Annotated in this window: 19 protein-coding genes; 5 read left to right on the plus strand and 14 right to left on the minus strand. The window is 40.4% G+C overall.

The window, feature by feature from the left end; translation table 11 throughout:
* Window positions 1-69: 69 nt before the first annotated feature.
* From MOO45_RS07350 to MOO45_RS07365, 4 genes are read right to left on the minus strand one after another with little or no spacing between them, the layout of a single operon-like run.
* Window positions 70-1,551 carry a UDP-glucose--hexose-1-phosphate uridylyltransferase gene (locus MOO45_RS07350; protein ID WP_249514265.1) on the minus strand — a complete coding sequence of 494 codons (1,482 nt, stop codon included), beginning with the start codon at window positions 1,549-1,551 and terminating at the stop codon, window positions 70-72.
* 3 nt (window positions 1,552-1,554) lie between these two features.
* Window positions 1,555-2,724: a galactokinase gene (locus MOO45_RS07355; protein ID WP_317619051.1), complete on the minus strand. Its 1,170-nt coding sequence runs from the start codon at window positions 2,722-2,724 to the stop codon at window positions 1,555-1,557.
* A gap of 33 nt (window positions 2,725-2,757) precedes the next feature.
* Window positions 2,758-4,962, minus strand: coding sequence for an alpha-galactosidase (locus tag MOO45_RS07360; RefSeq protein ID WP_249514267.1), 2,205 nt, complete (start codon window positions 4,960-4,962; stop codon window positions 2,758-2,760).
* A 14-nt stretch (window positions 4,963-4,976) separates the two neighbouring features.
* Window positions 4,977-6,884, minus strand: a complete 1,908-nt coding sequence (locus tag MOO45_RS07365; protein ID WP_249514268.1) for a glycoside-pentoside-hexuronide (GPH):cation symporter — start codon at window positions 6,882-6,884, stop codon at window positions 4,977-4,979.
* A 152-nt stretch (window positions 6,885-7,036) separates the two neighbouring features.
* Between MOO45_RS07365 and MOO45_RS07370 the strand changes: the two genes are divergently transcribed.
* On the plus strand, window positions 7,037-7,939 hold the full coding sequence (locus tag MOO45_RS07370; RefSeq protein WP_249514269.1) for an AraC family transcriptional regulator: 903 nt from the start codon (window positions 7,037-7,039) through the stop codon (window positions 7,937-7,939).
* Between the two features lie 61 nt (window positions 7,940-8,000).
* The gene (locus MOO45_RS07375; protein WP_249514270.1) at window positions 8,001-9,011 is read left to right on the plus strand and encodes an NAD(P)H-dependent glycerol-3-phosphate dehydrogenase; all 1,011 of its coding nucleotides are present in this window, start codon (window positions 8,001-8,003) and stop codon (window positions 9,009-9,011) included.
* Window positions 9,012-9,014: 3 nt separating this feature from the next.
* On the opposite strand, the gene MOO45_RS07380 is transcribed toward MOO45_RS07375, so the two are convergent.
* Window positions 9,015-10,232 (minus strand): MFS transporter, encoded by a 1,218-nt coding sequence (locus MOO45_RS07380; protein ID WP_249514271.1) that lies wholly within the window; start codon window positions 10,230-10,232, stop codon window positions 9,015-9,017.
* 90 nt (window positions 10,233-10,322) lie between these two features.
* On the opposite strand from MOO45_RS07380, the gene MOO45_RS07385 reads away from it, so the two are divergent.
* The gene (locus tag MOO45_RS07385; protein WP_249514272.1) at window positions 10,323-11,180 is read left to right on the plus strand and encodes an Rgg family transcriptional regulator; all 858 of its coding nucleotides are present in this window, start codon (window positions 10,323-10,325) and stop codon (window positions 11,178-11,180) included.
* 17 nt (window positions 11,181-11,197) lie between these two features.
* Here MOO45_RS07385 and MOO45_RS07390 read toward each other — a convergent pair whose 3' ends face one another.
* From MOO45_RS07390 to MOO45_RS07420, 7 genes are all read right to left on the minus strand, one after another.
* A complete protein-coding gene (locus MOO45_RS07390) occupies window positions 11,198-13,162 on the minus strand; it encodes a hypothetical protein (RefSeq protein WP_249514273.1) in 1,965 nt (654 codons plus the stop codon).
* Window positions 13,143-13,448 carry a hypothetical protein gene (locus MOO45_RS07395; protein ID WP_249514274.1) on the minus strand — a complete coding sequence of 102 codons (306 nt, stop codon included), beginning with the start codon at window positions 13,446-13,448 and terminating at the stop codon, window positions 13,143-13,145. The genes MOO45_RS07390 and MOO45_RS07395 overlap by 20 nt, the downstream gene beginning before the upstream one ends.
* 902 nt (window positions 13,449-14,350) lie before the next feature.
* Window positions 14,351-14,821, minus strand: a complete 471-nt coding sequence (locus MOO45_RS07400) for a universal stress protein (protein WP_249514275.1) — start codon at window positions 14,819-14,821, stop codon at window positions 14,351-14,353.
* A gap of 21 nt (window positions 14,822-14,842) precedes the next feature.
* Window positions 14,843-16,105 carry a carboxylate--amine ligase gene (locus tag MOO45_RS07405; RefSeq protein ID WP_317619031.1) on the minus strand — a complete coding sequence of 421 codons (1,263 nt, stop codon included), beginning with the start codon at window positions 16,103-16,105 and terminating at the stop codon, window positions 14,843-14,845.
* A gap of 151 nt (window positions 16,106-16,256) precedes the next feature.
* Window positions 16,257-17,516 (minus strand): metallophosphoesterase family protein, encoded by a 1,260-nt coding sequence (locus MOO45_RS07410; RefSeq protein ID WP_249514277.1) that lies wholly within the window; start codon window positions 17,514-17,516, stop codon window positions 16,257-16,259.
* A 64-nt stretch (window positions 17,517-17,580) separates the two neighbouring features.
* On the minus strand, window positions 17,581-18,099 hold the full coding sequence (locus MOO45_RS07415) for a GNAT family N-acetyltransferase (RefSeq protein ID WP_249514278.1): 519 nt from the start codon (window positions 18,097-18,099) through the stop codon (window positions 17,581-17,583).
* 72 nt (window positions 18,100-18,171) lie between these two features.
* Window positions 18,172-18,663, minus strand: coding sequence for a hypothetical protein (locus MOO45_RS07420; RefSeq protein WP_249514279.1), 492 nt, complete (start codon window positions 18,661-18,663; stop codon window positions 18,172-18,174).
* A gap of 259 nt (window positions 18,664-18,922) precedes the next feature.
* On the opposite strand from MOO45_RS07420, the gene MOO45_RS07425 reads away from it, so the two are divergent.
* Window positions 18,923-20,806 carry a beta-glucoside-specific PTS transporter subunit IIABC gene (locus MOO45_RS07425; protein WP_249514280.1) on the plus strand — a complete coding sequence of 628 codons (1,884 nt, stop codon included), beginning with the start codon at window positions 18,923-18,925 and terminating at the stop codon, window positions 20,804-20,806.
* Between the two features lie 105 nt (window positions 20,807-20,911).
* On the opposite strand, the gene MOO45_RS07430 is transcribed toward MOO45_RS07425, so the two are convergent.
* Window positions 20,912-21,388, minus strand: a complete 477-nt coding sequence (locus MOO45_RS07430; protein ID WP_249514281.1) for a universal stress protein — start codon at window positions 21,386-21,388, stop codon at window positions 20,912-20,914.
* Between the two features lie 178 nt (window positions 21,389-21,566).
* Between MOO45_RS07430 and MOO45_RS07435 the strand changes: the two genes are divergently transcribed.
* On the plus strand, window positions 21,567-22,382 hold the full coding sequence (locus tag MOO45_RS07435; protein ID WP_249514282.1) for a tyrosine-protein phosphatase: 816 nt from the start codon (window positions 21,567-21,569) through the stop codon (window positions 22,380-22,382).
* 72 nt (window positions 22,383-22,454) lie between these two features.
* Here MOO45_RS07435 and MOO45_RS07440 read toward each other — a convergent pair whose 3' ends face one another.
* Complete coding sequence (locus MOO45_RS07440) at window positions 22,455-24,818, minus strand: phosphoketolase family protein (RefSeq protein WP_249514283.1); 2,364 nt, start codon at window positions 24,816-24,818, stop codon at window positions 22,455-22,457.
* Between the last annotated feature and the right edge of the window lie 6 nt (window positions 24,819-24,824).

The following is a 24,824-nucleotide window of genomic DNA, read 5'->3' on the forward strand; positions in this document are numbered from 1 at the left end:
ACTACCTCCTAAATATTTCTAAATAATCCAAATTTTATCACATTCTCGCAGTTAACTTGGCAGATTCGGTTAATCTTTAGAAGCAAATACATTAATGGCAGCAATGAAGCGTTGCCAAGCAGCCTGTCCAATCGCATTTTGTTTAAACACCCCGACATCTTCTAACACTTGTTGAAAAACTTGGCCTAATTCTGTCTGCAAAGTGGCATCCACATTGGCCACCGTCACTTGGTGCTTTTGTTGAATTTGCTGCACCCAAGGCTGATGAATGGGGTTAACTTTGACTTTTTGTCCCAACAAAAATTGCTTCACCGCCGTCAATTCAGGCACCAGCCGTGGTGGCAAAATGGCCAAGCCCATGACTTCAATTAAACCAATATTTTCTTTTTTAATATGATGCAGCTCCGGATGCGGATGAAAAATCCCATCTGGAAATTGCTTAGAGGTTTGATTATCTCGTAATGCCAAATCTAACTCATAAGTCGACCCCTGTTTTCGAGCAATCGGCGTCAGCGTATGATGCTGCTGACCATCAGACTGTGCCACAATCCCCACCTGAGGGTCGCTATAGCGTTGCCAACAAGCCAAAATTAATTCCGCAGCTTGAACCAAATGCTGCTTATTGGTACTTTGCAAACGCAAAGTTGACACCGGCCACTGCAAAATGCCCGCCTGCACATCTGGAAATCGACCCAAAGTTACTTTTTGAACAATTGGTGCGCGATCCATCGCAAAAACATGTTGGCCACCTTGATAATGATCATGAGCCAAAATCGAACCGCCCACAATCGGCAGATCAGCGTTGCTCCCAAAAAAGTAATGGGGAAATAGGTCCACTGCATCTAACAAATTATGAAAGGTCAACGCGTCAATATGCATCACTTGCTCCGCTTGCGACAGCAAAATACAATGTTGCTCAAAATAAGCATACGGTGAATATTGCAAGCCAAACGTTTGCCCACCTAATGTCAAACGAACAAGTCGATGATTACGTCGTGGTGCATGTTGTGCATCACCCGCGAAGCCTTCATTTTCAAAACTCAGCGCATCATGCGGATAATTTTGCGCCACCTTTTGCGCCTGAGCAATCGCTCGCGGATCTTTTTCGGGTTTGGACAAATTAATCGTGACTTCGAATCGACCATACGGACTAGCAGTTTGAAATTGAATATTTTTTTGAATGGCAGCCATCTTAATATAATCATTAGCTTGACTTAATTGATAAAAATAATCCGTTGCGGCCTGAGGACTAAATTGATATTGATTCCAAAACTGTTGATTCACCCGCGCTGGTGTCGGTGTATAAAGATCCGTTAATTGCGCCAATAGTCGCTCTTTAGCAGCCAGCCGATTTTCAATCATTCGATTAGTTACCGCATATCGCACTAACTGGCGCGCGGTAGCGATTAAAGTTGTGGGCCAATTAGCTGACTTTGGCGTGGATCCCACCTGTTGATAAATGACGTTAATCAGATAACGACGATCCAATGGTTGATAAGTTTGTTGTGATGCAATAATTAAATCTGCAAAATGTTCAATTAATGTTGGCATCGATTACCCCTCTTGAATCAATCTGGGACCAGCCGCACTCTGCGCAACATAAAAATCTGCTGAGCGACCCATTTTAGCTTGATAAATTTGCCCCACTTGCGCAATAAAATCTGCCACTTGCTTTTGTGGTACCAAAGCAATCGCACAACCACCAAAACCAGCGCCTGTCATTCGTGCGCCCAAAATTCCTTGTTGCCAAGCCGCATGAACCAAAGTATCCAAGGCTTCGCCACTCACTTCAAAATCCTGTTCCAAAGAGACATGCGATGCATTCAATAAGCGGCCAAAAGTGTTCAAATCACCTTGTTGCAACACCTGCTTAGCTCGCAAAACCCGTTGATTTTCTGAAACTGCATGCTGAACCCGGGTCAAGAGCGGTGGCTGCGTTAACAAGGAACTATATTCATCTAACTGTGCTGGCGTTAAATCACACAAATCCGCGATTTTTACGTGCTGCTGCAAAATTTTTAAAGCCGTTTCACAATCTTTGCGGCGTTGATTATACTGCGAACCCGCTAACGTCCGTGGTTGATTTGTATTCATAATAATGATTTGATGGTCGTGTAGTTGCAGCGGAACATATTCATAAGTCAATGTCTTGGTATTGAGTAACAAAGCTTGGTCTTTTTGCCCCAAAGCAATCGCGTACTGATCCATCATGCCCGAATTCACGCCCAGATAATCATTTTCGACAATCTGACCATCACGGGCCAATTGCTCTGGTTCAATTTGAAGCTGAAATTCTTGATTCAAAATCGTACCTATCAGCAGTTCTAACGAAGCCGATGATGACAAACCTGAACTGTTGGGCAAATCCCCTTGAATCAAAATATCCAAACCATGCGCTAAAGGATGTCCCTGTTGCACCAAAACTTGAATCATTGCTTGGACATAACGTAACCAATTTTCTTGCGCGGGCAGTTGCAAATTTTGTAAATCAATTTGACCAATGCCGCTGTCCGCAAAATTTTGTGAATACACACGCATCAACGAATCATCACGTTTGCCGACCGCCGCATAAGTACCCAAACTAATCGCGCAAGGCAAAACGTAACCACCGTTATAATCCAAATGTTCACCGATCAAATTGATGCGCCCCGGTGCAAAATAAAAAGTCTGCGGAGATACTTGAAACCGTTGTTCAAAATTTGTCTGCAAAGTAGCTATCGTCACAGCCATAGTTGCTCTCCTTTTATCATTTCAAAATTAAACCGCTCGCACCATCAATAACCGCGCTTGAAAATCAGGATCTTTAGGTGGCAAATTGTCTAAGACGATCCCCGCATTCATCAATTGATCGCCATAATAAGTTTGCGAACTGTCATTAATTTGATAGCGCTGATCTGCTTTTAAACCGGCCAACCGAACCCGCGAATTCAACACTTGCGGTTCTTTCAAAATTTGGTAAACGGCCACAATCGCTAACGTTTGGTCGTCATTGACGACTTCCCAACTCATTTGCTTCTGATTGCCTGCATACGGACTTTGTAAACGGTAAAACTTGCCAAATTGAAACAGTGTTCGATACTTTTTGTAAAAAGCCACTTGTTCTTTAATTGTTGCCAAATCTTCAACACTCATTTTGGTAATATCCAGCTCATAGCCAAAATCACCAAAATAAGCAACCCGCGCCCGTGTAGCTAAAGATGTTTGCCGACCAATTTGTTCATTCGGACTGGCTGACACATGCGCACCCATCATTGATAACGAATAACCAAATGAAGTGCCATATTGAATCCACAGCCGCTCCAAAGCATCCGTATCATCACTCGTCCAAGCTTGCGGCGCATAATACATCATGCCCAAATCAAAGCGTCCTCCGCCTGAAGCACAAGATTCAAATAAAACCTCTGGAAACGCCTTAGTTAGCCGCTCGTATAATTGATACACTCCTAAAGTATAGCGATGTGCCGCCTCTAATTGTTGTTGGGGCGCCAAAGTTGGACTATACAATTCCGTAATATAACGATTCATATCCCACTTGACATAATCTAATTTGGTTGCTGTCATCACTTGGCTCATGGCATCAAACAAGTAATCCACAACTTCCGACCGCGTGAAATCTAAGACATACTGATGGCGTCCCGGCGTCATTTGCCGTCCCGGGACATGAATGACCCAATCCGGATGTTCTTGATACAACTGACTTTCTAACGAAATCATTTCCGGCTCAAACCACAAGCCAAATTGCAACCCCTTTTGATGTACCGCATCTGCTAAGTGTTTGATTCCTTGCGGTAATTTTGTTTTGTCCGCAAACCAGTCCCCTAATGAAGTCGTATCATCATTACGACCCTGGAACCAGCCATCATCCAAGACAAATAATTCGATGCCTAATTTTTGGGCCTGATCGACAAACGCTAACAACTTCTTTTCATCAAAATCAAAGTAAGTAGCTTCCCAATTATTAATCAAAATCGGACGGACTTTTTTCGCGAAACGTTGCGGCACCAAATGATCCTGATAAAAGGTACTCAATTGCTGACTCATTTGGTTAAAACCAGCCTGCGTATAAGTCAAAATAACTTCAGGCGTTTGAAAATTAGCCTGTGGCTGCAATTGCCAGCTAAATTCTTCCGGATTAATTCCAACCAACACGCGCGTCGTGTCAAATTGATCCACTTCCAGACTATCCATAAAATTACCTGAATACACTAAATTAAAGCCATAGACTTCCCCCTGCTGATTGTCGGTCTGAGACCGCGCCAACATAAAGAACGGATTATGTTGATGACTGGAAGCTGTTCGCAAACTGCCAAAACTTTGCACCCCCGCATGTAACGGATTGCGCACTAAATGACGTTCTCGTGCCCAAGCTCCCGGAAATTGTAATAAATCATAATCACGATCTGGCAAATCCAGCTGCAAACTCAATGCACGCCGAATTTGTACCGTTTGGGAGCCCTGATTTTGAAACTGTACACTTTTGACCAACACATCTTGCTGTTCAAAAATCGTGTAATTCAACACTAAAGTTAACTGCGCTTTAGCGTCTTGCAAATAAATTTGTAATGTTTGTGTGCCATCACCAGCCTCCGCAAACGTTGACGGCAAACCCGCCAAACGTTGCTTGCCAGCCTGCAATTCATAACGCTGATACTTAAATTCCGTAATTCGATCGCCATCCGCAAATTCTACTTGATAAGCCGGTTGGCGAAAATCACCATGCCCCAAATCACTGTATTCTTGGCGCAAAACGTCAAACTGCCACTCCTGATCTTGCGCCATGACCCCCGTAGTGGCATCTTTAATTTCCACTTTCCCTAAATTTTGATAATTCACCGGATCTGTTAATCTGGCTCCATAATACAATTGCGTCAAATCCCCTGTCGGCAAAACTTGAAAGATATAGCTCGTATGTTGTGTTTGTAAATGAAAAATTTGTTGTTGCTCATCAATAATTACTGCCATCAAATTGCTCCTTTTTATTTATCTACCTGAACTAATGGTTCTTTAGCTTGCACGAATTGTTGATCAGCTGCTAGAATTTCAAATTTGGTTAATTCGTTAGAATTAATAATTGTCATCAAAACATCATCAGCCAAACCAGCTTGTTGAATGACTTGCACATCAAAATTCAATAACAGTTCGCCGCGCTCAACTCTTTGTCCACGTTCAACCAAGAGTTCAAACCCACGGCCGCGTAATTGCACTGTATCAATGCCCACGTGAATTAATGTTACCAAACCGTTATCTGCTAAAATGCCGACGGCGTGCTTGGTTGGCAACAATAACTGTACGATGCCACTAATCGGTGCGACAATTTGGTGATCATTTTGCGGAATAATTGCCACACCCTTACCCATTTTGCCACCCGCAAAAGTCGGATCGCCAACTTGCTCTAATAATTGCAATTGACCGGCAACCGGAGCGGTATAAGTCAATTGATCTACTGGCGTTGCTTGCGTCACCGTCGACTTGGTATCTGCATATTCTTGACCCCAGCTGGCTTCTAATTCTGTCACAATTTGCGCATGTTTGGCTTCTGTAATTTTCACTTTACGCAAATAAACGAACAATGAACATAGTAATAAAATAATTGGTACCGCTAACATATACATCTTAAATTGAACCGAATCACCATTGGTAATACTAGAGACTTTCGCATTACCTGACATATGCGTCGCAATAACAATAATTGACACCAAACCGTTGACAATAGCGGAAGCTAATTTATCAACCAACGGCCGCACGGACAGAACTAACGATTCATCACGATGATGTAATTTTAATTGTCCATATTCAATAGTGTCCGTCATCGTCAGCATAATAACCAAAAATAGTAACGGTTGTGGAGCTGCTGCCAATGCGGCAGAAAAAATAACAAACGGCGTCGAAAAGTCCGCAAAGAATAATAAGAAGATGCCGACCATCATCACCGAAATCCCGACTAAAAAGACTTTGCGTCTTTGAAAACGATGCGCTAGTGCTGGGAACAAGGAAACTGAAATCATTCCCACGATGAAATTAACGGTTCCGTACAAAGCGAATTTGGAAGAATTACCTAAGATAAAAGTGAAATAATATAGCAACAACGAATTAACTAAATCCCAACCCATTGCAAAGAAAAAGTGGGCCACAGCCGTCCACATCAGTTGATCATTTTGAAACAAAATCTTAAAAACATCTTTAGTACTCGTTTTTTGTTTGTTTTCACGTAATGGTGTGGATTGTTCCTTGGTACCCAAACCAATAATCAATGCACCTAAAATTGAAAGCAATGCTGTGACAATCCCAAAAGCCAGCCAACCACGCCGATCACCTTGACCACCGTTATAATGTACTGAGAAAAATAAGGCAATGGGAACAACCGCCAAAGTCACTAAGTTGCCACCAATCGTGGAACCCAAACGTCCCCAAGTACTAATCGTGTCGCGCTCACTAGAATCCAACGTCAGCGCCGGCACCATTGACCAAATTCCAATATCCTTAAATGAATAAAAGACATCCATCACAATGTAAATCACTGCAAAAGCCACAATGTACAGCATCGGATGACTGGTTGCCAGCCCACCAAGTGTCGTGTATAACATTGCGAGCGCCAGTCCTGATACAATGGCACCTGTAATCACCCACGGTTTGAACTTGCCCCAGCGCGTATGCGTATTATCAACCATATTGCCAATAAATGGATCAATAAATAACTCCGCAATCCGAATGACTACCATTGTGGTTGTAATCAAACCAATCATTTGATTATTAAATTTGTTATTACTTGTAATAAACAAATGGTTGGTAATAAACATTATGAAATAATTCAACATGGCCGCCGCAAAAAAATCATGGCCAAAAGTCCCCAACATATAAGAGACACGCGTCTTAAATTTTGCCATTTTCCCACTCCTGTATTTAATTGATTGATGCTATTAAAAAATAAATCGTTTACATTCATTATTGTAAACAGTTTCTTTTTGAGATTAAATATTCTTGTTTGTGTTAAAATCGACTAAATGTGCTCCATCAATTCATTATCAAAGGAAGGTCAATGATGCAAGAAATCGTTAATATTTTTAACCAGAGCCACTTTCAAAATTATGATTTGCAGTTAACGCATGCTGGCTTTTCCGTCAATCTCGCCGATCATACTTATGGACCCACAATTCGCAATGAATATCTCATTCATATTGTCTTAAAGGGCCACGGTACCTTTCAAACCACGACTCAACAATGGCAATTGGGTCCGAGTGACGGCTTTTTGACGCCGCCCAACATGCCGATTGCTTATCACGCTGCTCATCAGCAACCGTGGCAATACTTATTTTTTGGTTTCGATGGTAAATTGGCCGCCAAGTATTTACACCAAATTGGAATCGACAAAGACCGCTTAGTTTTTCACCTGCAACGACCGACTTATTTTAAAAAATTAATCCAAAAGTGTTTATCGTTTCAGCATAAAGGCTTGGCTGACGAATTCATGATGCAAAGTATTATTTATGAATTATTATCCGGTTTGGCCCGGTATCATCAGCCGTTAATCAAAGCACCAACGACAACCATTTTGCATGACAGCACCAAACAAGCCCTCGCGTATTTAGGGCAGCATTTCAAAGAACCGATTAATATTAACCAGCTCTGTCAAGCCATTGGTTTTGAACGCGTCTATTTATCCAAACTGTTCAAAACTGACACGGGTTTAACGCCGTACAATTATCTCAATCACTTGCGCGTTGAATATGCTGTGGATTTATTGAGCATGACCAAAATGTCCGTTGAAGAAATTGCGCACGAAATCGGCTTCAAAAATGTTGATGTCTTCATTCGTTCCTTCAAAAAAATTTTTCATATCACACCCAAGCAATTCCAAAAACGCGAAACCCGCAGTCAATCTGTCACCAACGCCCAGTCACAGACGGCGTCAGAACAATTTAATTTTCAACTGCGGGTCTAACCAAGCTACTATGCAAAGGGTATAATGGAGTAATCAAATTCATTCGACGAAGGATAAATTCATGTCAAACAAAATTTCTGTTTTAGGCGCGGGCTCATGGGGCAGCATTTTAGCCAGCATTTTGGTGCAAAATGGGCACGACGTCACCTTGTGGGCGCGTAATACTGATCAAGTTAACGAAATTAATCAGCAACACACCAACCAGCGCTATCTAGCTGATTTTCACTATCCGATTAATTTAACTGCCACAACGGATTTAACAACCGCTTTAACGAGCGCCAATATCATTTTATTCACGGTGCCAACGCCTGCCATTCGCAGTGTTGCCGCCCAAGTTCAACCCATTATTGCGCAACATAACCAAAAACCGCTCATCGTTCATGCCAGTAAAGGTTTGGAACAAAACACGCATTTGCGCATCTCCCAAATTTTGCAAGAGGTCCTTGGCAACCACCAAAGTGGAATTGTGGCCTTGTCTGGACCTAGTCATGCTGAAGAAGTTGCCAAAAAAGATATCACTTTAATCACGGCGGCAAGTACCGATTTGACTGCCGCTAAAACTGTCCAACAACTATTTATGAACGATTATTTTCGGGTTTATACTAACTCCGATTTGATTGGCGTAGAATTGGGAGCCGCTTTAAAAAACGTCATTGCCTTAGGCAGTGGCACCTTGGCCGGCTTAGGTTACGGCGATAATGCCAAAGCAGCCTTAATCACCCGCGGTCTCGCCGAAATTTCACGGTTGGGTGTCGTCATGGGCGCTAATCCACTGACTTTCACCGGTTTATCTGGTGTCGGCGATTTGATTGTCACCTGTACCAGCGTGCATTCGCGCAACTGGCGGGCTGGCAATCAGTTAGGTCAAGGTCAAAAATTAGCCGATGTCATTGCCAAGATGGGCATGGTCGTCGAAGGGGTCAAAACTTGTCAGTCAGCTTATGAATTAGCCCAACAACAACACATTGACATGCCGATTACGCAGGCGATTTATCAAGTTTTGTACCAAGATGCTGATGTTCAAACTGAAGTTAAACAGTTGATGCAACGCGAAGGCAAAGCAGAAATTTAAAATCTAACATAATTTGCTAATCACCCAATTAAGCAAAAATAAAAGACCGCTATAACCGACAAATCCCAGATACGCCGTGGTCAAACTAACATTGGATAAAATCGGGAAAAGTACACTAGTCACTGGTGGAATTAAAACTAACAAAGAATTAACCGTGGTCATCATGCCGCCCAAGCGCTCCGTGGAATAATGGTTAATAATACTGGCGGAAAAACGGGGCGAAACAATTCCTAACAACAGAGCCAATATTCCTGACAGCACCAAAATGCCGTACAGACTATTTTGTAAAAAACTCAATCCGATAAAAGCTACGAAGAGATTGCTGATATGATTTAATTGCTGGATTGAGCGATTCACCCAAATTTTGGTGCTCAAAAGATTACCTACAATCATGCCCACCGTAATTAGACCAGATAATAAAGCAATTTTGAGTGGTTGTGACAAAAAAGCCAAGGACTTATTTTGTGGGATAAATAGCGTAAATACCGGTGTTAAGCCGCCAAACAGACCATTCAACAAAGCTAACTGGCATAAATTGTTAAACACTGGTTTATCGTTCCATAAGCTCTGAAAATTTCTTTTAGTAGTTGCCAAGACACTTTCTTGTGGATGAATCTGCAATTGATTTTCCACGGGTTTTAATTGCGGTCTAATCAACCCAAAACCGAGTCCTACTACCGCAAATAGTAACGCATTAAGGTTTGCGACTGTTAACTTCTTGAAAAACGATAACAGCATTGCACCAATTAAAGTTGCCGCCACATTCATCAGCTGTGTAGCCATGCTAAGCAGTCCTTGTGCCGTCGTCATTTCGTCTGATTGAATTAAATTTTTCGTAAATGGCGCTATTAGTGACGACGAATAATTGCCTGCTAAATCGGACCCAAAGTTAAAACACGAAGCTAAAATCAGTAACAATAAAGTCTGTGGATAACGAAATAACGCGCCAATTCCTAGATACAGCAAAGCTCTCAAGAGCGTATTTTTGATCAGTAAATCCATCTTGCCTCGTTTTTGATCAGCCAAACTGCCTAGAAAAAAGCTAAACAAAATCGGCAAGGTTTCAGAAACAGACACAATCATCACTGCAATCTTACTGTGTGGCAAAGCTGCCGCAGTGCTCAACATCGCGGTGTAAAATAAGCGATCACCAATTTTAGACAGCAGATTAGCACAACTAATTTGCGTAAACAAAGGATTTCTTTTCAAAAAACTAAACATCCACTCACCTCCATGTTTATTCAGCCTATGCCAAACTAAGTCAGAAAAGTGTTAAGGTAAACTATAGTTAACCAAAAGAGGTGCAGTGTCGTGTACGGAGAAGTCATCAAACAAATTCGCTTAAATAAAAATTTAACCTTGAAGGCTGTCTACCTTGATGTTTGTTCAAAAACGAATGCGATTAAATTCGAACAAGGATTGCGTATTTTAGCCGCTGACAAATTCAATCACGTTTTAGAAAATCTCATGATTACTATGAACGAATTTCAGTGGATTCAAAATGGCTATCAACCTAATCCCGAACATTATTACGAATATATGATTAGTAATACGTGGAATTCGAATCAAATCACCGCTTTTCAACAGCAGCTCCACAATCTTGAAAAGACTCCCCAAAGTATTAAACGAGTTCAGCTAGCCAGTTATCGTTCGTTGCAAAATTATCAAAAAAAGTTAGCGCCCGCGCCAAAAGAACTGGTTATTATTATCAATTATTTCTCCAACTTATCCACATGGACCTTAAGCGATGTGCGCTTTTTTGCCAACAATTGTTCTGTTTTGCCCTATTCTCTTATGAAAAATCTCTTACACGAGGCTTTGAAAGTTCAAGATAGATACCAATATTATCGTGACAGTGACCAAATTTTTGCTATCGTATTATCCAATTGTCTTGATGTCATGATTACTAACGCAGATTATGCCGCCGCTTCAAAAACCTTGACTTTGTTAAAACAGCAAACTCAAAACATTACGATGGGGACATTCAAATTGTTCGAAAAATATTATGAAGCTAAGCTTGATTTTTTGCATTTTAACAAGCAAAAAGGACTTGCTGAGTTAAAGCAAGTCCAAAATGTTGCCGCATTCTTAGAAAATAAGCAGTTGATCGGTGAGATTCAAGCTTTGATTGCAAATCCCATAATAAATCCGAATCAAAACTCCAAATAATGTTGCTCCCTAACTATTTATAATGAATTACTATACGTCCACGTCATGGTGCCGCTGTAATTACCCAGCGGTTTATCATTAGAATTCAACCGAAAATGCTTATCCGACACATAGCTTGTCAAATCACTAATTCCTTGCGTGGTCAAACCGCTCGTCGTCAAATTGCTTGCAGTGCCATCGATTGATTGATACGTTCCAGAGGAATCCGTTCGGTATTCAATCAACGCGTTCCCCGAATCCGGCCGCAAGTAAGCGTAAGCGCTCGTACGCAAATCTTGATTATACTTGACTTGCAGATAATACTGCTTACTGCTAGACGCCGAATAATGACTGAACTTCAATCGACCACTCGTCGTATTGTAAAACGGACTATCAAACACGCGCGGATTGCGTCCAAAATCAATGACATCAGGCACGCGGACAAAATAATCAAGGTCTTTGCGTTGCAACGATGTTGAAGCGGAAGTATTCGAAAGCGTCTGACCATTCATGGTCACATTGATGCCCACCGTATTATACGGTATCTTAATCGTACTTTCGTGTTTAGCTCTCGGTTCGCCAGCCACCGGATCAGCCTTAGCTTTCGCGTTATAAGTCAAATCAATCAAATCCCCGGGACTAAAATTACCCGTTGCTTTCGTGACCGTAATCTTGCCCGTGTTAGGATCGACCGTTGCCGAGGCCGCGGAACGATCACCATTTACCGTCACACTTGGTGCACTATTGCTAAAATCTAACCCCGCATTACGACTACTAAAAGTTACTGGCGATGTTAAGTTGTACATATTAGCTTCGTTTAATTGATATTGCATATGATATTGGAGAGTATCCCCCGGCACATACGTCGCCGAACTGGCATAATCACTGGTGTCTTTCGTGTTCTTCACGCCTAATGTCAATTTAGCGTCAAAAGCTTTGGTAATGGGAATCGTTAAATCCGGGGCAGCCGCCGTGACCGTCTGATGATTGCCACCACCATCTTTATTATCCCCAGAAAAACTCGTCTTAACCACCGCATTTCCGATTGGCGCATCACTATCAATCGTGACAGGAAATTTGACCCAATCCCGATCTGACGCGTTATCTAGCACTATCGACGAATTATAAACAGTTGGTACAACCATTTTAACTTGTCTAGTCGTCGCATCATAACTACCAGTCAATACTGCGTGCGAACCTGTACTTGACAGCGTAATTTGCTTGAGATCTTCTGCCGTCATCGATAGACCTTGCGGTAAAGTCACGTAAAAGGTCTTGGGCGTCAAACTACCCTGACCATCACTCTTATTGGCCAATTGCACTGTCAAATTCAACTGATCAACCGGATGATTAAACCGCAAAGACTTGGGGTTACTATAACTTGAAGTGAGCTCCGGCTTGGCTTGACCTCGTGGCTCCACCTTGAGTTCAACATTGTGGTGTTGCGTTTCTTGAGGAGCAATCTGTTGGACAGGCCATAGCAATTGAAAATTCTTTGCGTAATCACTTGGATTCAAAACTGTACCTGCGGAACTGGCTTCTTGACCAACATAATTACTATAATTTGTTCCCTGCCAAGTGTCACCATCATAAGACGTTACAAGAAAACGATTTGGTCCATCTGCAACTCCAGTCCGAACAGTGGCTAGATACTTATTATAATCAGTCCCATTACGAGAACCACCTAGCAAAATTGTGAACCCTTGCCCATTGCCTAACGATTTTATTGAATTATTATAGACTAGCATATCCTTGACACTGCCAGTCATTGTCACATAAGACCAAGTTGATTGCGAAACATTTTTGACAAACAATTGATCGTCAACTCCTGAAGTTGCCGTTTTGGACGGTGTGATTAACTGTTCCATTAAAAATGCATTATTAGGAAAATTAGAGGTAGAACCCTTCAAATTTGTCGAATATATTAGCCATTTCAAAGCCTTGACTTGTCCCGTTTGATCTTTAACCAAATAAAATTTTCCTTTATTGGAAGGATTTTCCATAGAATTTACATCCCCCCCCTACTTCCCATAATGAAGTAAGCCCATTCATTCCAGCATTCAGGGGACTCACCTCGTAGGCCTCAGAAAGAGCAAAACTAGTTTGACTGTCATGCAACATCGAATACTTATAATAATAAAAGTCGTTGACTGCACTGGTGATAAAATCACAAGTCAGATTATTTCCCAATGGCAAACTTGCTAATAATTTACTATAAACATAAATACCCCTAGGTACCGTTTGTTCTTCTTGCGTATATTCCGGCGAATTAAAGCCATCATCAATCATATTAGGTGTAATTTCCGGTGGCGCGGTTTTCGTGGAAACTTTAGCTTGTACATTATGTATCGAAACTAAAAAGAATAAACTAACTAAAATTAGTAGGAGTGAACCCCCCCCCTAGGATTTTCTTATGGTTCCTATTAGTTCTAGCTAATAAAAAATGCAACATTTTAATATACTGCTCCTATTTTTGTTGGTATTAACGCTTGTGAAATTAATTTCAGTTTAGTTGATTGGCGAGCCGTTTGCAAATGGCATCACGAAAAGATAATTGAATTGTGGTAATTATTTTCAGCATAAACGACGATTTTATGAAATTTTTCTTGATGAATGATTCTGATAATTACTTTTTAAACTAATTACTCAATTTTTATTTTTAAAAATTGTACTATAAATTTATTTTGAATTTTTTTTCACAGCAACCAAAAACCACTCCCAAATTTACTGGAGTGGTTTGAAAATATCTTCGAAATTATGTTAAATTAGAAACTGGTGAAGTAAAAGCTAAGATGGTGGCTATTCCCGAAGGAAAGTGGTGCTTATGGTGTAAAAACCGTAACTCCATATTCCAAAGAAAGGAGTAGCCGATATCCTCATGGATATTTTGTTTCTAGTGTTAAAGGCCGTGATAGTTATCAAAGCCGTACTAGAATTTGTTATTGCGCTGATCAAATTATTCAGCAAATAACACAAAAACAGCCGTCCTAGCCTAGCAGGGCTGATGGCTGTTTTTAAATAACTTAAATTTTAAGAATAGTCACTGTCTTAGCAACCTCACCAAAGGAGTTAGTGTTGTCGCACTAGCTCCTTTTTCATTACCAATATAACACATCAATTCGTAATTGCAAATAAGCTGCAAGTTAAAGTGCCGATCCTTTAATTTGCAGCTTATTTAATTCTTAAACTGATTAATCACGAACAACTAATACACTGACTGCTGAATGTTCCACAATTTCTTCAGCTTCACGCCCCACAGTTTTGCCCAATAATTTCTTAGCTTCCGAACCAACAATGATTAAATCTGGTTGAAAGTCACGCACAACATCATCCAAAATGACTTTATCAGGATTACCCTCCGCTAAAATGGGATGCACATTTTCAACCCCAAAGTCTTTGGCTTTCTGAACATAAGTCAACAAATCATGTGAGACTTCCAAGCGCTTATCATTCATTTTATCAGGGGACATACTGTCAAAAACGTTGACATCTTTGGTTTCCAATACCGTCACCACGCCCAATTGTGCGTTGGTATTCAATGCCATCGTACAAGCACAATTAAACGCATGATCAGATGAAGTAAAATCATCAATATCAATCGCCACTAAAATATTTTGAAAGCTCTTTTCTTGAACTCGATAATCCTTTAATGCCTGATCCATTCCTAACAACCTCCACTAAAATTATTTCAAGTTTTGGCCCTTATTTTCTGCAAAGTAACGTTTGAAACGTCCTCGATAGCGATTAAACATATAACTCAACAACAAGAACCGTTTAATCCCTAAATCACCCTTATAGAAAACAGTCGTGCCATAACGGTCTTGCCGTAAAAGTTCCAGTGCAACTTCTTTGTACTGATTTTCCAGAGCATACTTCTTAAAGATTCCCGAAGTCACCCCTAACCACAATTGGTGTTGCGCCTTATTCTTATTTGCATAAACAGTTGGCTTTTGATCCAAAGTCTTGGTGACATAATCATCAATTAGGAATTGTGCCAAATTGTAGCCATTTAAGGTTACATAAAAACTACTCCGTCCCTGTCGCAAATTAATTTCAAAGAGCTTAAATTCTTGATCGCGATCATCAAACTTCATATCAAAATTTGCAAAACCAGTGAACTCAATTTCTTCTAGAAAACGCTGAATCACATCGTATAGCTTTTGATTATATTCAGGCAAAATAACCATATAATTACCAATCGCTGCTGGCGTCGGATCCTCAAGCAGTGGGTGCCCCAAGCACATCAACTTAACATGATGATTCTGATCCACATAAGCATTTAACACCCGCATATGTGAATCATCACCCGGAATAAATTCCTGCATAATCAAGTCTGATGTATATCCATTATCATAGATTTTGGCCACAATATCCAAGAATTCGGCTTCATCTTGGATTGTAAAGGCTTTTTTACGACCTTCAAAATGAATATCCAACCATTCCACACTATTAGCCGGCTTCAACGCAATCGGATACGTAAACGGTACCGTCAAATCTTGTTCTTGATACATCTGCTTCGTCACGATTTTGGTCTTAGGATGTGGCAAGTGATATTGTTCGCAAATTTGATAAAAAGATTCCTTGTTATTCAACTTGCGCAACAAATCATAGTCAACATACGGACAAATAAAGGTTTTAGAAAGTTCCTCTTTATGCTTGGCAATCAACTCCGCATACCCATCACCCATTGCCAGCAAAATCACTGGTTCAGAATGATTAGCATATTTTTGAGCAATTTGCCGCATTGTTTCAATAAAAGATGGATCTTCCGTAAAGCCTTCATGCAAACTCACGTTAATAATCTTGGAATATTTGGTTGGAGCTAAAGCGACCTCCGCATAAGCTTGGACAGGTTGATGATTTAGCTCATAAAAAGATCGCGCAAAACCATAGGCGTTAATGTCACTACCTAAAATAATCGGGGTAAACTTCAAGCTACTTTGCATATTGATAATTTCTCACGTTCCTTTATTACTAGTCTTTGATTTAATTAATTGTTCAAAACGATTCGTTTCTCATCAGTTAGGAATAATAGCGTTCAAGTACATTCACATTGTACCAAATGATTCACAAAATACAGCACTTAATTATCGATCACTAAGAAATTTTAAACTTTCGCCAAAATGTGGCTGCCCCATAGCCAAAGATGTTCAATTCAGCCTGCCGCACGTTTAAATTCACAATATAACCTGCAAATTCGGACAACTGGTCTTTTTGCCGATGCCATGCACGATTAAATTTCGTCGTCAAAAAATGTTTTTTGCCCATCAAGGCTGACACATTTAAGAGAACATATTGAATGCTGTCAAGCCGATATTGCGCTTCTGTATGCCGATGTCCAGCTAAACAGGCCCAGACACGTCCTGTTTGATTTTCTCGAAAATCAAATTCCACGTTCAATGAAAATTGCGGATCTATATCCTGATGAACCAGTTGCCCCACCAAGCCCTGATTAAAAGCTTTCAACAAATCGTGCACCGCCTTGCCATTATGCACCGCTGCTTGACCGTTAGCTTTCAACAAATTGGCATGACTCAAAATGAGCACTTGCTTATTGACACTAGCCTGCAACAATTGCGTTAAAATTTGTACTTGCTGTTGGCGTAGGCCCAGAACCAGTTTACCGTCATACTGCTTTTGACCCTTTTTATCTATTATATAAGGTAAATCGCTCGTATTTAACATAATTACGCGAAAATTTGCCTGATCAAAATAACTCAATCCACAATGAGCCAAATTTTCGTGTAAACTCGCATTGCTGTGCTCTGGCAGCCAAACAGCTTGTTCAAATGTATCTGCCGCAAAAGTCGCACGATGCGTCCTCGTGTGTTCATCGTATTTATCGTGATCATCATGATTACCCTTTGCAATCAACGACGGCGTCTTTTGTTGTGCAAACTGGTTGGCAACTTGACGCAATAATTGCCGATCTACATAAGGATCATCACTACCATCAATCACATCGCCTAAATGCACCAACAAATCTATGGGCAAAAAATGAGGCAACTCCAAAAATTCATTGACATGCTGCCAACCGTTAAAGCCGTAGTAACTGCTGCTATTTTTAAATTTGACATGCGTATCCGTAATCATCCCAAGCGTTAAACTCTGTTTCGGATCAATTTGCGTTTGAACGACTTGACAAAATGCTTGTAAATAAGCTCGTACCCACGGTCTGACTGTCACTGGCATAGGAGCAAAAGTATGTTGCTTATTTAAGCGATAGTAAATTTGACCTTGCTTGGTCGGCCATAGAATTTGTTGTTGTGGCAAGGTTTGTAATTGATAAGACTGCTGTAAAAATTGTACTGGAACAAGTTGGGGTTGCGAGCGCTTTTTGGTCAACAATCGTTTCATATAATAAAGCTCCTTAAGAAAAAGAAAAACCGACTAGATTTCCTCCAGTCAGTCCTAATTACGTCTATAAAAAACGTTGAAAAGCCACACACGGCTTATGCACAGCATTATCAATCGTCCCACACTGCTGAAACCCATTTTTTTCAATAATGTGTCGCATCGCCAAATTGTCAAAATGCGTATCAATGCGAATATCTTTAAAATTCAGTGAAGCAGCAATCGTCATCAAATGTTGAATAAAAATAGATGCCAAACCTTCACCTTGATGTCCCTGACAAACAGCTACACGGTGAATAATTGCATAGCGATCCTTGGATTTTGGACTCCATTGTCCATCATAAATTTGATCGTAGCTGCTTTCACCTTGATCTTCCAAAGCAGCCACGCCCACAATTTCTTCATCTTTAATCAAGAAATACGCGATTTGGCGCTGAATATCATCTTGTAAAGTGGCCTGATCCGGATAACCATCTTGCCATAAATCCACGCCGCGACCACGCAACACACTTTTGGCTTCCTCAATAATTTCAACAACTAATTCAATTTCATCAGCATGAACTTTGCGTAAATACGTGATTGGCATTGTTGAGCCCCCCTCTAATTTAAATAACCATGGTACCGAGATCACCTATAAATTGCAACCATCTCACGAAAATTATTTTTGCCACTGCGCTACTGCTTGAGCGGCCAATGCAATCGATAACACAGCATCAGGTGACAAGTTATTACGCACATCACTTTTAATTGTATTCGCAACAACGGCCCCAATCACTTCTAGCGCATATTCAATTAAATGTAAATCCGTTTGAACATTATAAGTACCTTCTCGATAAGGATTCTCATGATTATAGTCAAAATTAATTTCACTTTTAATGAAGCTGCCGTCAACATGATTAACCAAAATGCGATCTTGTAATTGACGCAAAACTTGATTCTTATGTTGCAAAGTCAAGCGATGATCAGATTCATTTTCATAATAATTTTTTTCGGTCATCTCAAAATAATTTTGCACAGGCTGACGCAAAATAGCCAATTCATCCAACAATTCATACACTTTTTGGACATCTAAGTATTCTTCTCGGCTACTAATCTTAAGGCTATTTTCCTCCAACCAATCAGCCAATTGACTCAAAGTCTTCGTTTCCATACTCTTCCTCCGCACAATTCTGTCTCGTAAATTATAACCGTTTCTATCTTTTGTTACCAGCCACAGCCATAATTATTCTGGACAAATCATTTCATTAAATTGTTCTTCATTATAAATTCAGATACCACTGTAAAATAGTATTGTCAAACCAATTGCATTAAGATACAATTAGCTTTTAATGTTAAGCGCTGTCATTATTTTGAAATAATTTTTGTGCTAAACATTCATTTTAACTATATTTCACGAGGGGGCACTACTTTTGAGTGCAAAAGATTTAGCAGAACAAATTCTGCAATTAGTCGGCGGTGATGACAATGTCAAATCCGCTTGGCACTGTGCAACTCGTTTGCGTTTTTTACTTAATGATGAGCAAAAAGCCCAAACAGACCAAATTGAAAACTTGGACGGCGTGATTACCGTTGTTCAAGCTGGTGGTCAATATCAGGTCGTCATCGGCAATAACGTTGGGACTGTCTATGATGCCCTGACAGAATTAGATCCTCGACTAGGGGAAGGGGACGCTGATAGCCAGCCTGCGACAGATCAACCAAAGAAAAAGTTGACTCCCAAGTCAATGTTTGATGCTTTTGTCACCTTTATCTCCGGTTCTTTCACGCCATTTCTGGGTGCAATGGCTGGCGCCGGTATTTTAAAAGGATTATTATCATTATTCGTCGTTTTACACTGGATGACACCACAAACAGGCGCATACCAAATCTGGTATGCGGCTGCTGATGGTATTTTTAACTTCTTACCAATCATTTTAGCGTTTACCGCTGGTAAGCAGATGAAAGTTAACCAGTATGTCACTGTTGCTATCGGGATGGCTTTAGTCTATCCAACCATGGTCAACATGAAACACTTGGATTTCTTCTCCATTCCAGTTTCTAAAGCCACTTATACTAGTACCGTAATTCCAATCTTACTAGTTGTTGTGGTTCAAAAATGGTTAGAACCATTATTTAATAAATTTTGGCACGAATCAGTTCGCAATATCTTAACACCTTTATGTATGTTAATGATTTTAGTTCCTTTAACTTTCTTAGTCGTTGGACCAATTAGTAACGCAATCAGTGGTTTCCTAGCTGCTATCGTTTTGGCATTGTATAAACATGTTCGGATTTTTGCTGGCTTATTCATGGGAGCTTTCTGGCAAGTCTTTGTTATTTTTGGTGTTCATTGGGCCTTTGTTCCCGTTATGATGAATGACTTACATTCGCTAGGTAACGATCCATTAATGCCATTAATCTTACCTGCTGTTTTATCTCAAGCCGGTGCTGCTTTAGGCGTTTTCTTCAAGACTAAAGATGACAAGATGAAAGGTTTAGCTGGTTCCAACACAATTACAGCTATTTTCGGAATCACAGAACCTACAGTTTACGGTATTACCTTAAAAATGCGGAAACCATTCTATTGCGCAATGGCTGCTGGTGGAATCGGTGGTGCTATTGTTGCTATATCCGGTGCCCATGCTAACACAGTTGGTTTAGCTAGCATTTTGAGTTTACCAACATTTATTAGTAAAGGTTTTGGTTTGTCAGTTGTTGGTGATGTCGTGGCTTTTGTTTTGGCAGCTATTGCCACTTATTTATGGGGTGGCGTCAATGATCAAACTAAGACGCAGACAGCCTCTGAAGCTAGTGCCTCAACTACAAGTACAAGTTCTACTAACCAAGAAAATGATGGTTTAACTGAATTAGTTGCTCCTGTCAAAGGAACAATTCTGCCGATCCAAAGTGTTGACGATCCTGTATTTGCTCAAGAAGCAATGGGTAAAGGGATCGCAATTGTTCCTGAAGATCAAACTGTGACTGCACCAATCGCTGGTACCGTGACAATTGCTTATCCAACCGGTCATGCTGTGGGTATTACTAGTGATAACGGCGTTGAAGTCTTATTACATTTAGGCATCAACACAGTTGAATTAAAAGGTCAACATTTTGAGTTATTAGTTAAACAAGATCAAAAAGTTGAAGTGGGTACACCATTAATCAAATTCGATTACGAAGCAATTAAAAAGGCTGGTTATGACAACACAGTCATGATGATTGTAACTAATTCTGCTAACTATGATGTGCAATTAACAACGGATACGGCAGCTGATCAAAATGATTTGATGACTTTAACCGCAAAGACCGAATAATTATTCATATTAGCTAATCTAATCTTTTAAAAAAGGATATTGTAATCTTGATCTTACTTCCAAAATCATTGGAAGCCCGTCAAGTTACAGTATCCTTTTTAATTACTATTTATCAGCTAAAGTTTGATTATCCAATTTTGTGCGTACCACAATCACGTCTGTCTGCGCATTACGAATGACATAAGATGAGACAGACCCAACTAATAAGCGTTCCACGGCATTCAAGCCTGTCGAACCTAAAATAATCAAGTCGTCATTGTAATCTTTAAAAAAATCCACCGCAATGATAACTTTGGGATCACCATAGCGAATATGAATTTTGATTTTATCTTCAGACAAACCGTCTGCAATCATTTGCTCTTTGAGTCTAGCTAAATAACTTTGAGAATCTTCGGTAATCTGATAAATAATATCACCCGTCAACATCCCACCGTAAGCCCCAACAAACTGGCGGGTATCTAACACATTCAAGACATCGACGGTGGCATGATTCCTAATGGCTACTTGTGTTGCTTTTTGAAGCGCTGTTTCTGATTCACTTGAACCATCAACAGGTACCAAAATTCTTTGATATTCTTGCATAACGCTTCCATCCCTTTAGTAAGCCCAAAGCTGACCTACTCAAATTTAGATTCTTCTAATTGCAGTTTCATTATAGCATAATCTTTTTTAGAAAAATCAAAATGTGCCTTCACCCATGACCACCTGATTTTATTAGCTTTTTTTGATAAACTAAAAGGAAAAGCGTTGGAGGTATTTTATGAAAACTCAGCAATCATTAAAAGTTAAATCAGGAACTAATTTTCGCGAATTAGGTGGCTATCAAACCAGTGATGGTCATACTGTCAAGTCACACAAGTTACTTCGTTCTGCCAGCTTAGGCGCCTTATCAAAGCCAGATTTGCAATATCTCAGTGATTACGGTGTTCATTACGATATTGATTTGCGTTCTGCCGACGAACAGGCAAAAGTTCCCGATCGTGTTCCGCCAAAAACACAGTACGTCTTTAATCCCGTTTTTGCTGTTGATTTAACCCGAGCTTCCAAATTTTCCGACGCCGAAGAACAATCCCAATCCGTCCAAGAAGCCGAAGCTTTACAAGAAATTCCGGACAACGGTCATGCCTCCATGCTCAAAACTTATCAAGATATCATCAATTTAGATAGTGCAAAGCAAGCTTACCAAACGTTCTTTCAATATTTGTTAGCTAATGATCAACCACAGCAGTCTGTCCTATTCCACTGCACCGCTGGTAAAGATCGTACTGGTATCGGTGCAGCTTTCATTTTGACTGCTTTAGGTGTGCCTTATGAAACTATTAAACAAGACTATTTACTGACAAACGTTGCTTCCAAAGAATATGTCGATCATCAATTGGCTCATCTCAAAGCTGACGGCTTGAATCCTAAACAGTTGACCTCTGCCAAGGCTTTATTAACCGTCAGTCCCGATTACCTGCGGATTGCGGATGCAGAAATCAAGCAAGCTGCGGGTAGTTGGCTTAATTTTATTCAAACGGACTTGAAAGTCACTGATCAAGACCTCAAGGATCTCAAACAAATCTATTTAGACTAATTTAGCAAAATATTGATACAAAAAAAGATATGTTCCGTCACATTTGAACGGACATATCTTTTTTCGTTGCTTCTATTTGAAACCCTTAAATTTCCAATTATTAACTTCTGGTAAATCATCACCATTTTCACGGATATAATCATGATGTTGTTGTAATTTCTTATCCATTTGTTGGCTAAATTGCACGGCCTGCTCACCATAAGCTAGTTGTGCACCATGTTGTGCTAAATGGAACCGATCTAACTCATTGACTACCCGCATATCAAATGGCGTGGTGATGTCTCCATTTTCACGATAACCATGTGCATACATCTGATGATTATGTCGCTCATAAAATATATCGCGTAACAAATCTTCATAACCATGGAAAGCAAAGACAATCGGCACATCTGGCGTAAAGATCTCGTCAAACGCCGCATCACTCAAACCACGTGGATTTTTGGCTGGCGTTTGTAATCTCAACAAATCAACCACATTGACAAACCGTAATTTCATATTCGGAAAGGCTGCATGCAACAAATCAATTGCCGCCAAAGCTTCCATATTAGGTTCAGTACCCGCGGCTGCCAAAATTAAATCTGGTTTTTGACCTTGATCGTTGGTTGCCCAATCAATTACTTTGACACCTTGTTGAACCAATTCTTCAGCCTCTGGCATGGAATAAAATTGTGGTCGTGGCTGCTTGGAAGCAATAATCAAATTAATAACTTCTTCATCATTCAACGAATTATTGACAACTGCTAATAAAGTATTAGCGTCCGCCGGTAAATATTCTCGAATATATTCTGGCTTTTTCTCAGCCAAATGTGTCATAATACCCGGATCTTGATGGGTATATCCATTATGATCTTGTTGGAACGAAGTCGATGTCGAAATAATATTTAACGCTGGATACTTTTTACGCCACGATTGCTCGTTAGCTTTGCGTAACCACTTAAAGTGTTGCGTCAACATCGAATCAACTACACGCAAGAAAGCCTCGTAACTCGCAAAAATTCCGTGCCGACCTGTTAACGTATAACCTTCTAGCCAACCTTCTGCTTGATGTTCAGATAATTGTGCATCCAAAATGCGACCTGCTGGAGCTTCGTATTGATCGTTTGGTTTCTTAATCGGCTCTAACCATTGACGATCACTGACTTCAAACATATGCATCAACCGATTAGACATTGTTTCATCGGGACCAAAGAATCGAAAATTATCAGGATTTTGCTTGATCAAATCCCGCAAATAATTCCCTAATTCAATCATATCCTGCGCATCAACCGCACCCGGCCGGTCAAATTTCAATTGATAATCATGCGGATTCGGCAAAACTAATGGTTTCGGATCCAAGCCACCATTAGTAATCGGATTCATCGCCATCCGCCGATTGCCTTTGGGTGTTAAAGATTTGATTTCAGATTTTAGGTGACCTTGTTCATCAAAAACTTCATCCGGATGATATGATTTCATCCAAGCTACTAATTCATCAGCGTGCTCCAGATGATTTTCATCAACGGGAATCGGAATCTGATGTGCTCTGAATGATCCTTCAATCGGTTCATTATCCCAAGTTTTCGGACCCGTCCAGCCCTTTGGCGCCCGAAAAATAATCATTGGCCACACTGGACGTTTAACCTCTTGCGCCGACTTTTGGCGAGCTTTGGCTTGAATGGACTGAATTTTTTCCACAGCTTGATCCATCGCCGCTGCCATTTGCGGATTCAAAGCGTCCGGATCATCACCCTCAACAAAAATAGGCTCCCAACCTAGACCTGCAAAATATTGTTTTAATTCGGCATCACTTTTCCGCGATAAAATAGTCGGATTCGAAATTTTGAAACCATTCAGATTCAAAATAGGTAACACTGCACCATCATTCACTGGATTGATGAAAACATTAGAAAACCAAGATGTTGCTAAAGGTCCTGTTTCTGCCTCACCATCACCAACAACCACGGCCGCAATCACTTCGGGATTATCCAAAATAGCGCCCACACCATGGGACAACGAATAACCTAGCTCGCCCCCTTCATGGATGGAGCCCGGCGTTTCTGGTGCTGCATGGGAAGCAATCCCGCCGGGAAAGGAAAACTGCTTAAACAATTTTTGCATGCCTTGTTCATCGGCACTAATTTCCGGATAAATCTCGCTATAACTACCGTCTAAATAGGAATTAGACACCATGACCTGACCGCCATGACCTGGTCCTTCAATATAAAACATGTTCAAATCATATTTATTAATCACACGGTTCAAATGCGTATAAATAAAGTTTTGTCCAGCAATCGTGCCCCAATGACCAATGGGATGCACTTTAACATCTTGAGGTTGCAATGGACGTTTTAATAAAGGATTATCTTTTAAGTACAATTGACCAACGGAAATATAATTAGCCGCGTCGAAGTACTGATTCATTAATGCAAAATACTCAGAACTACTATAATCTGTCATGATGTT

The organism is Bombilactobacillus folatiphilus (genome assembly GCF_023380265.1).
Classification (GTDB): Bacteria; Bacillota; Bacilli; order Lactobacillales; family Lactobacillaceae; genus Bombilactobacillus; species Bombilactobacillus folatiphilus.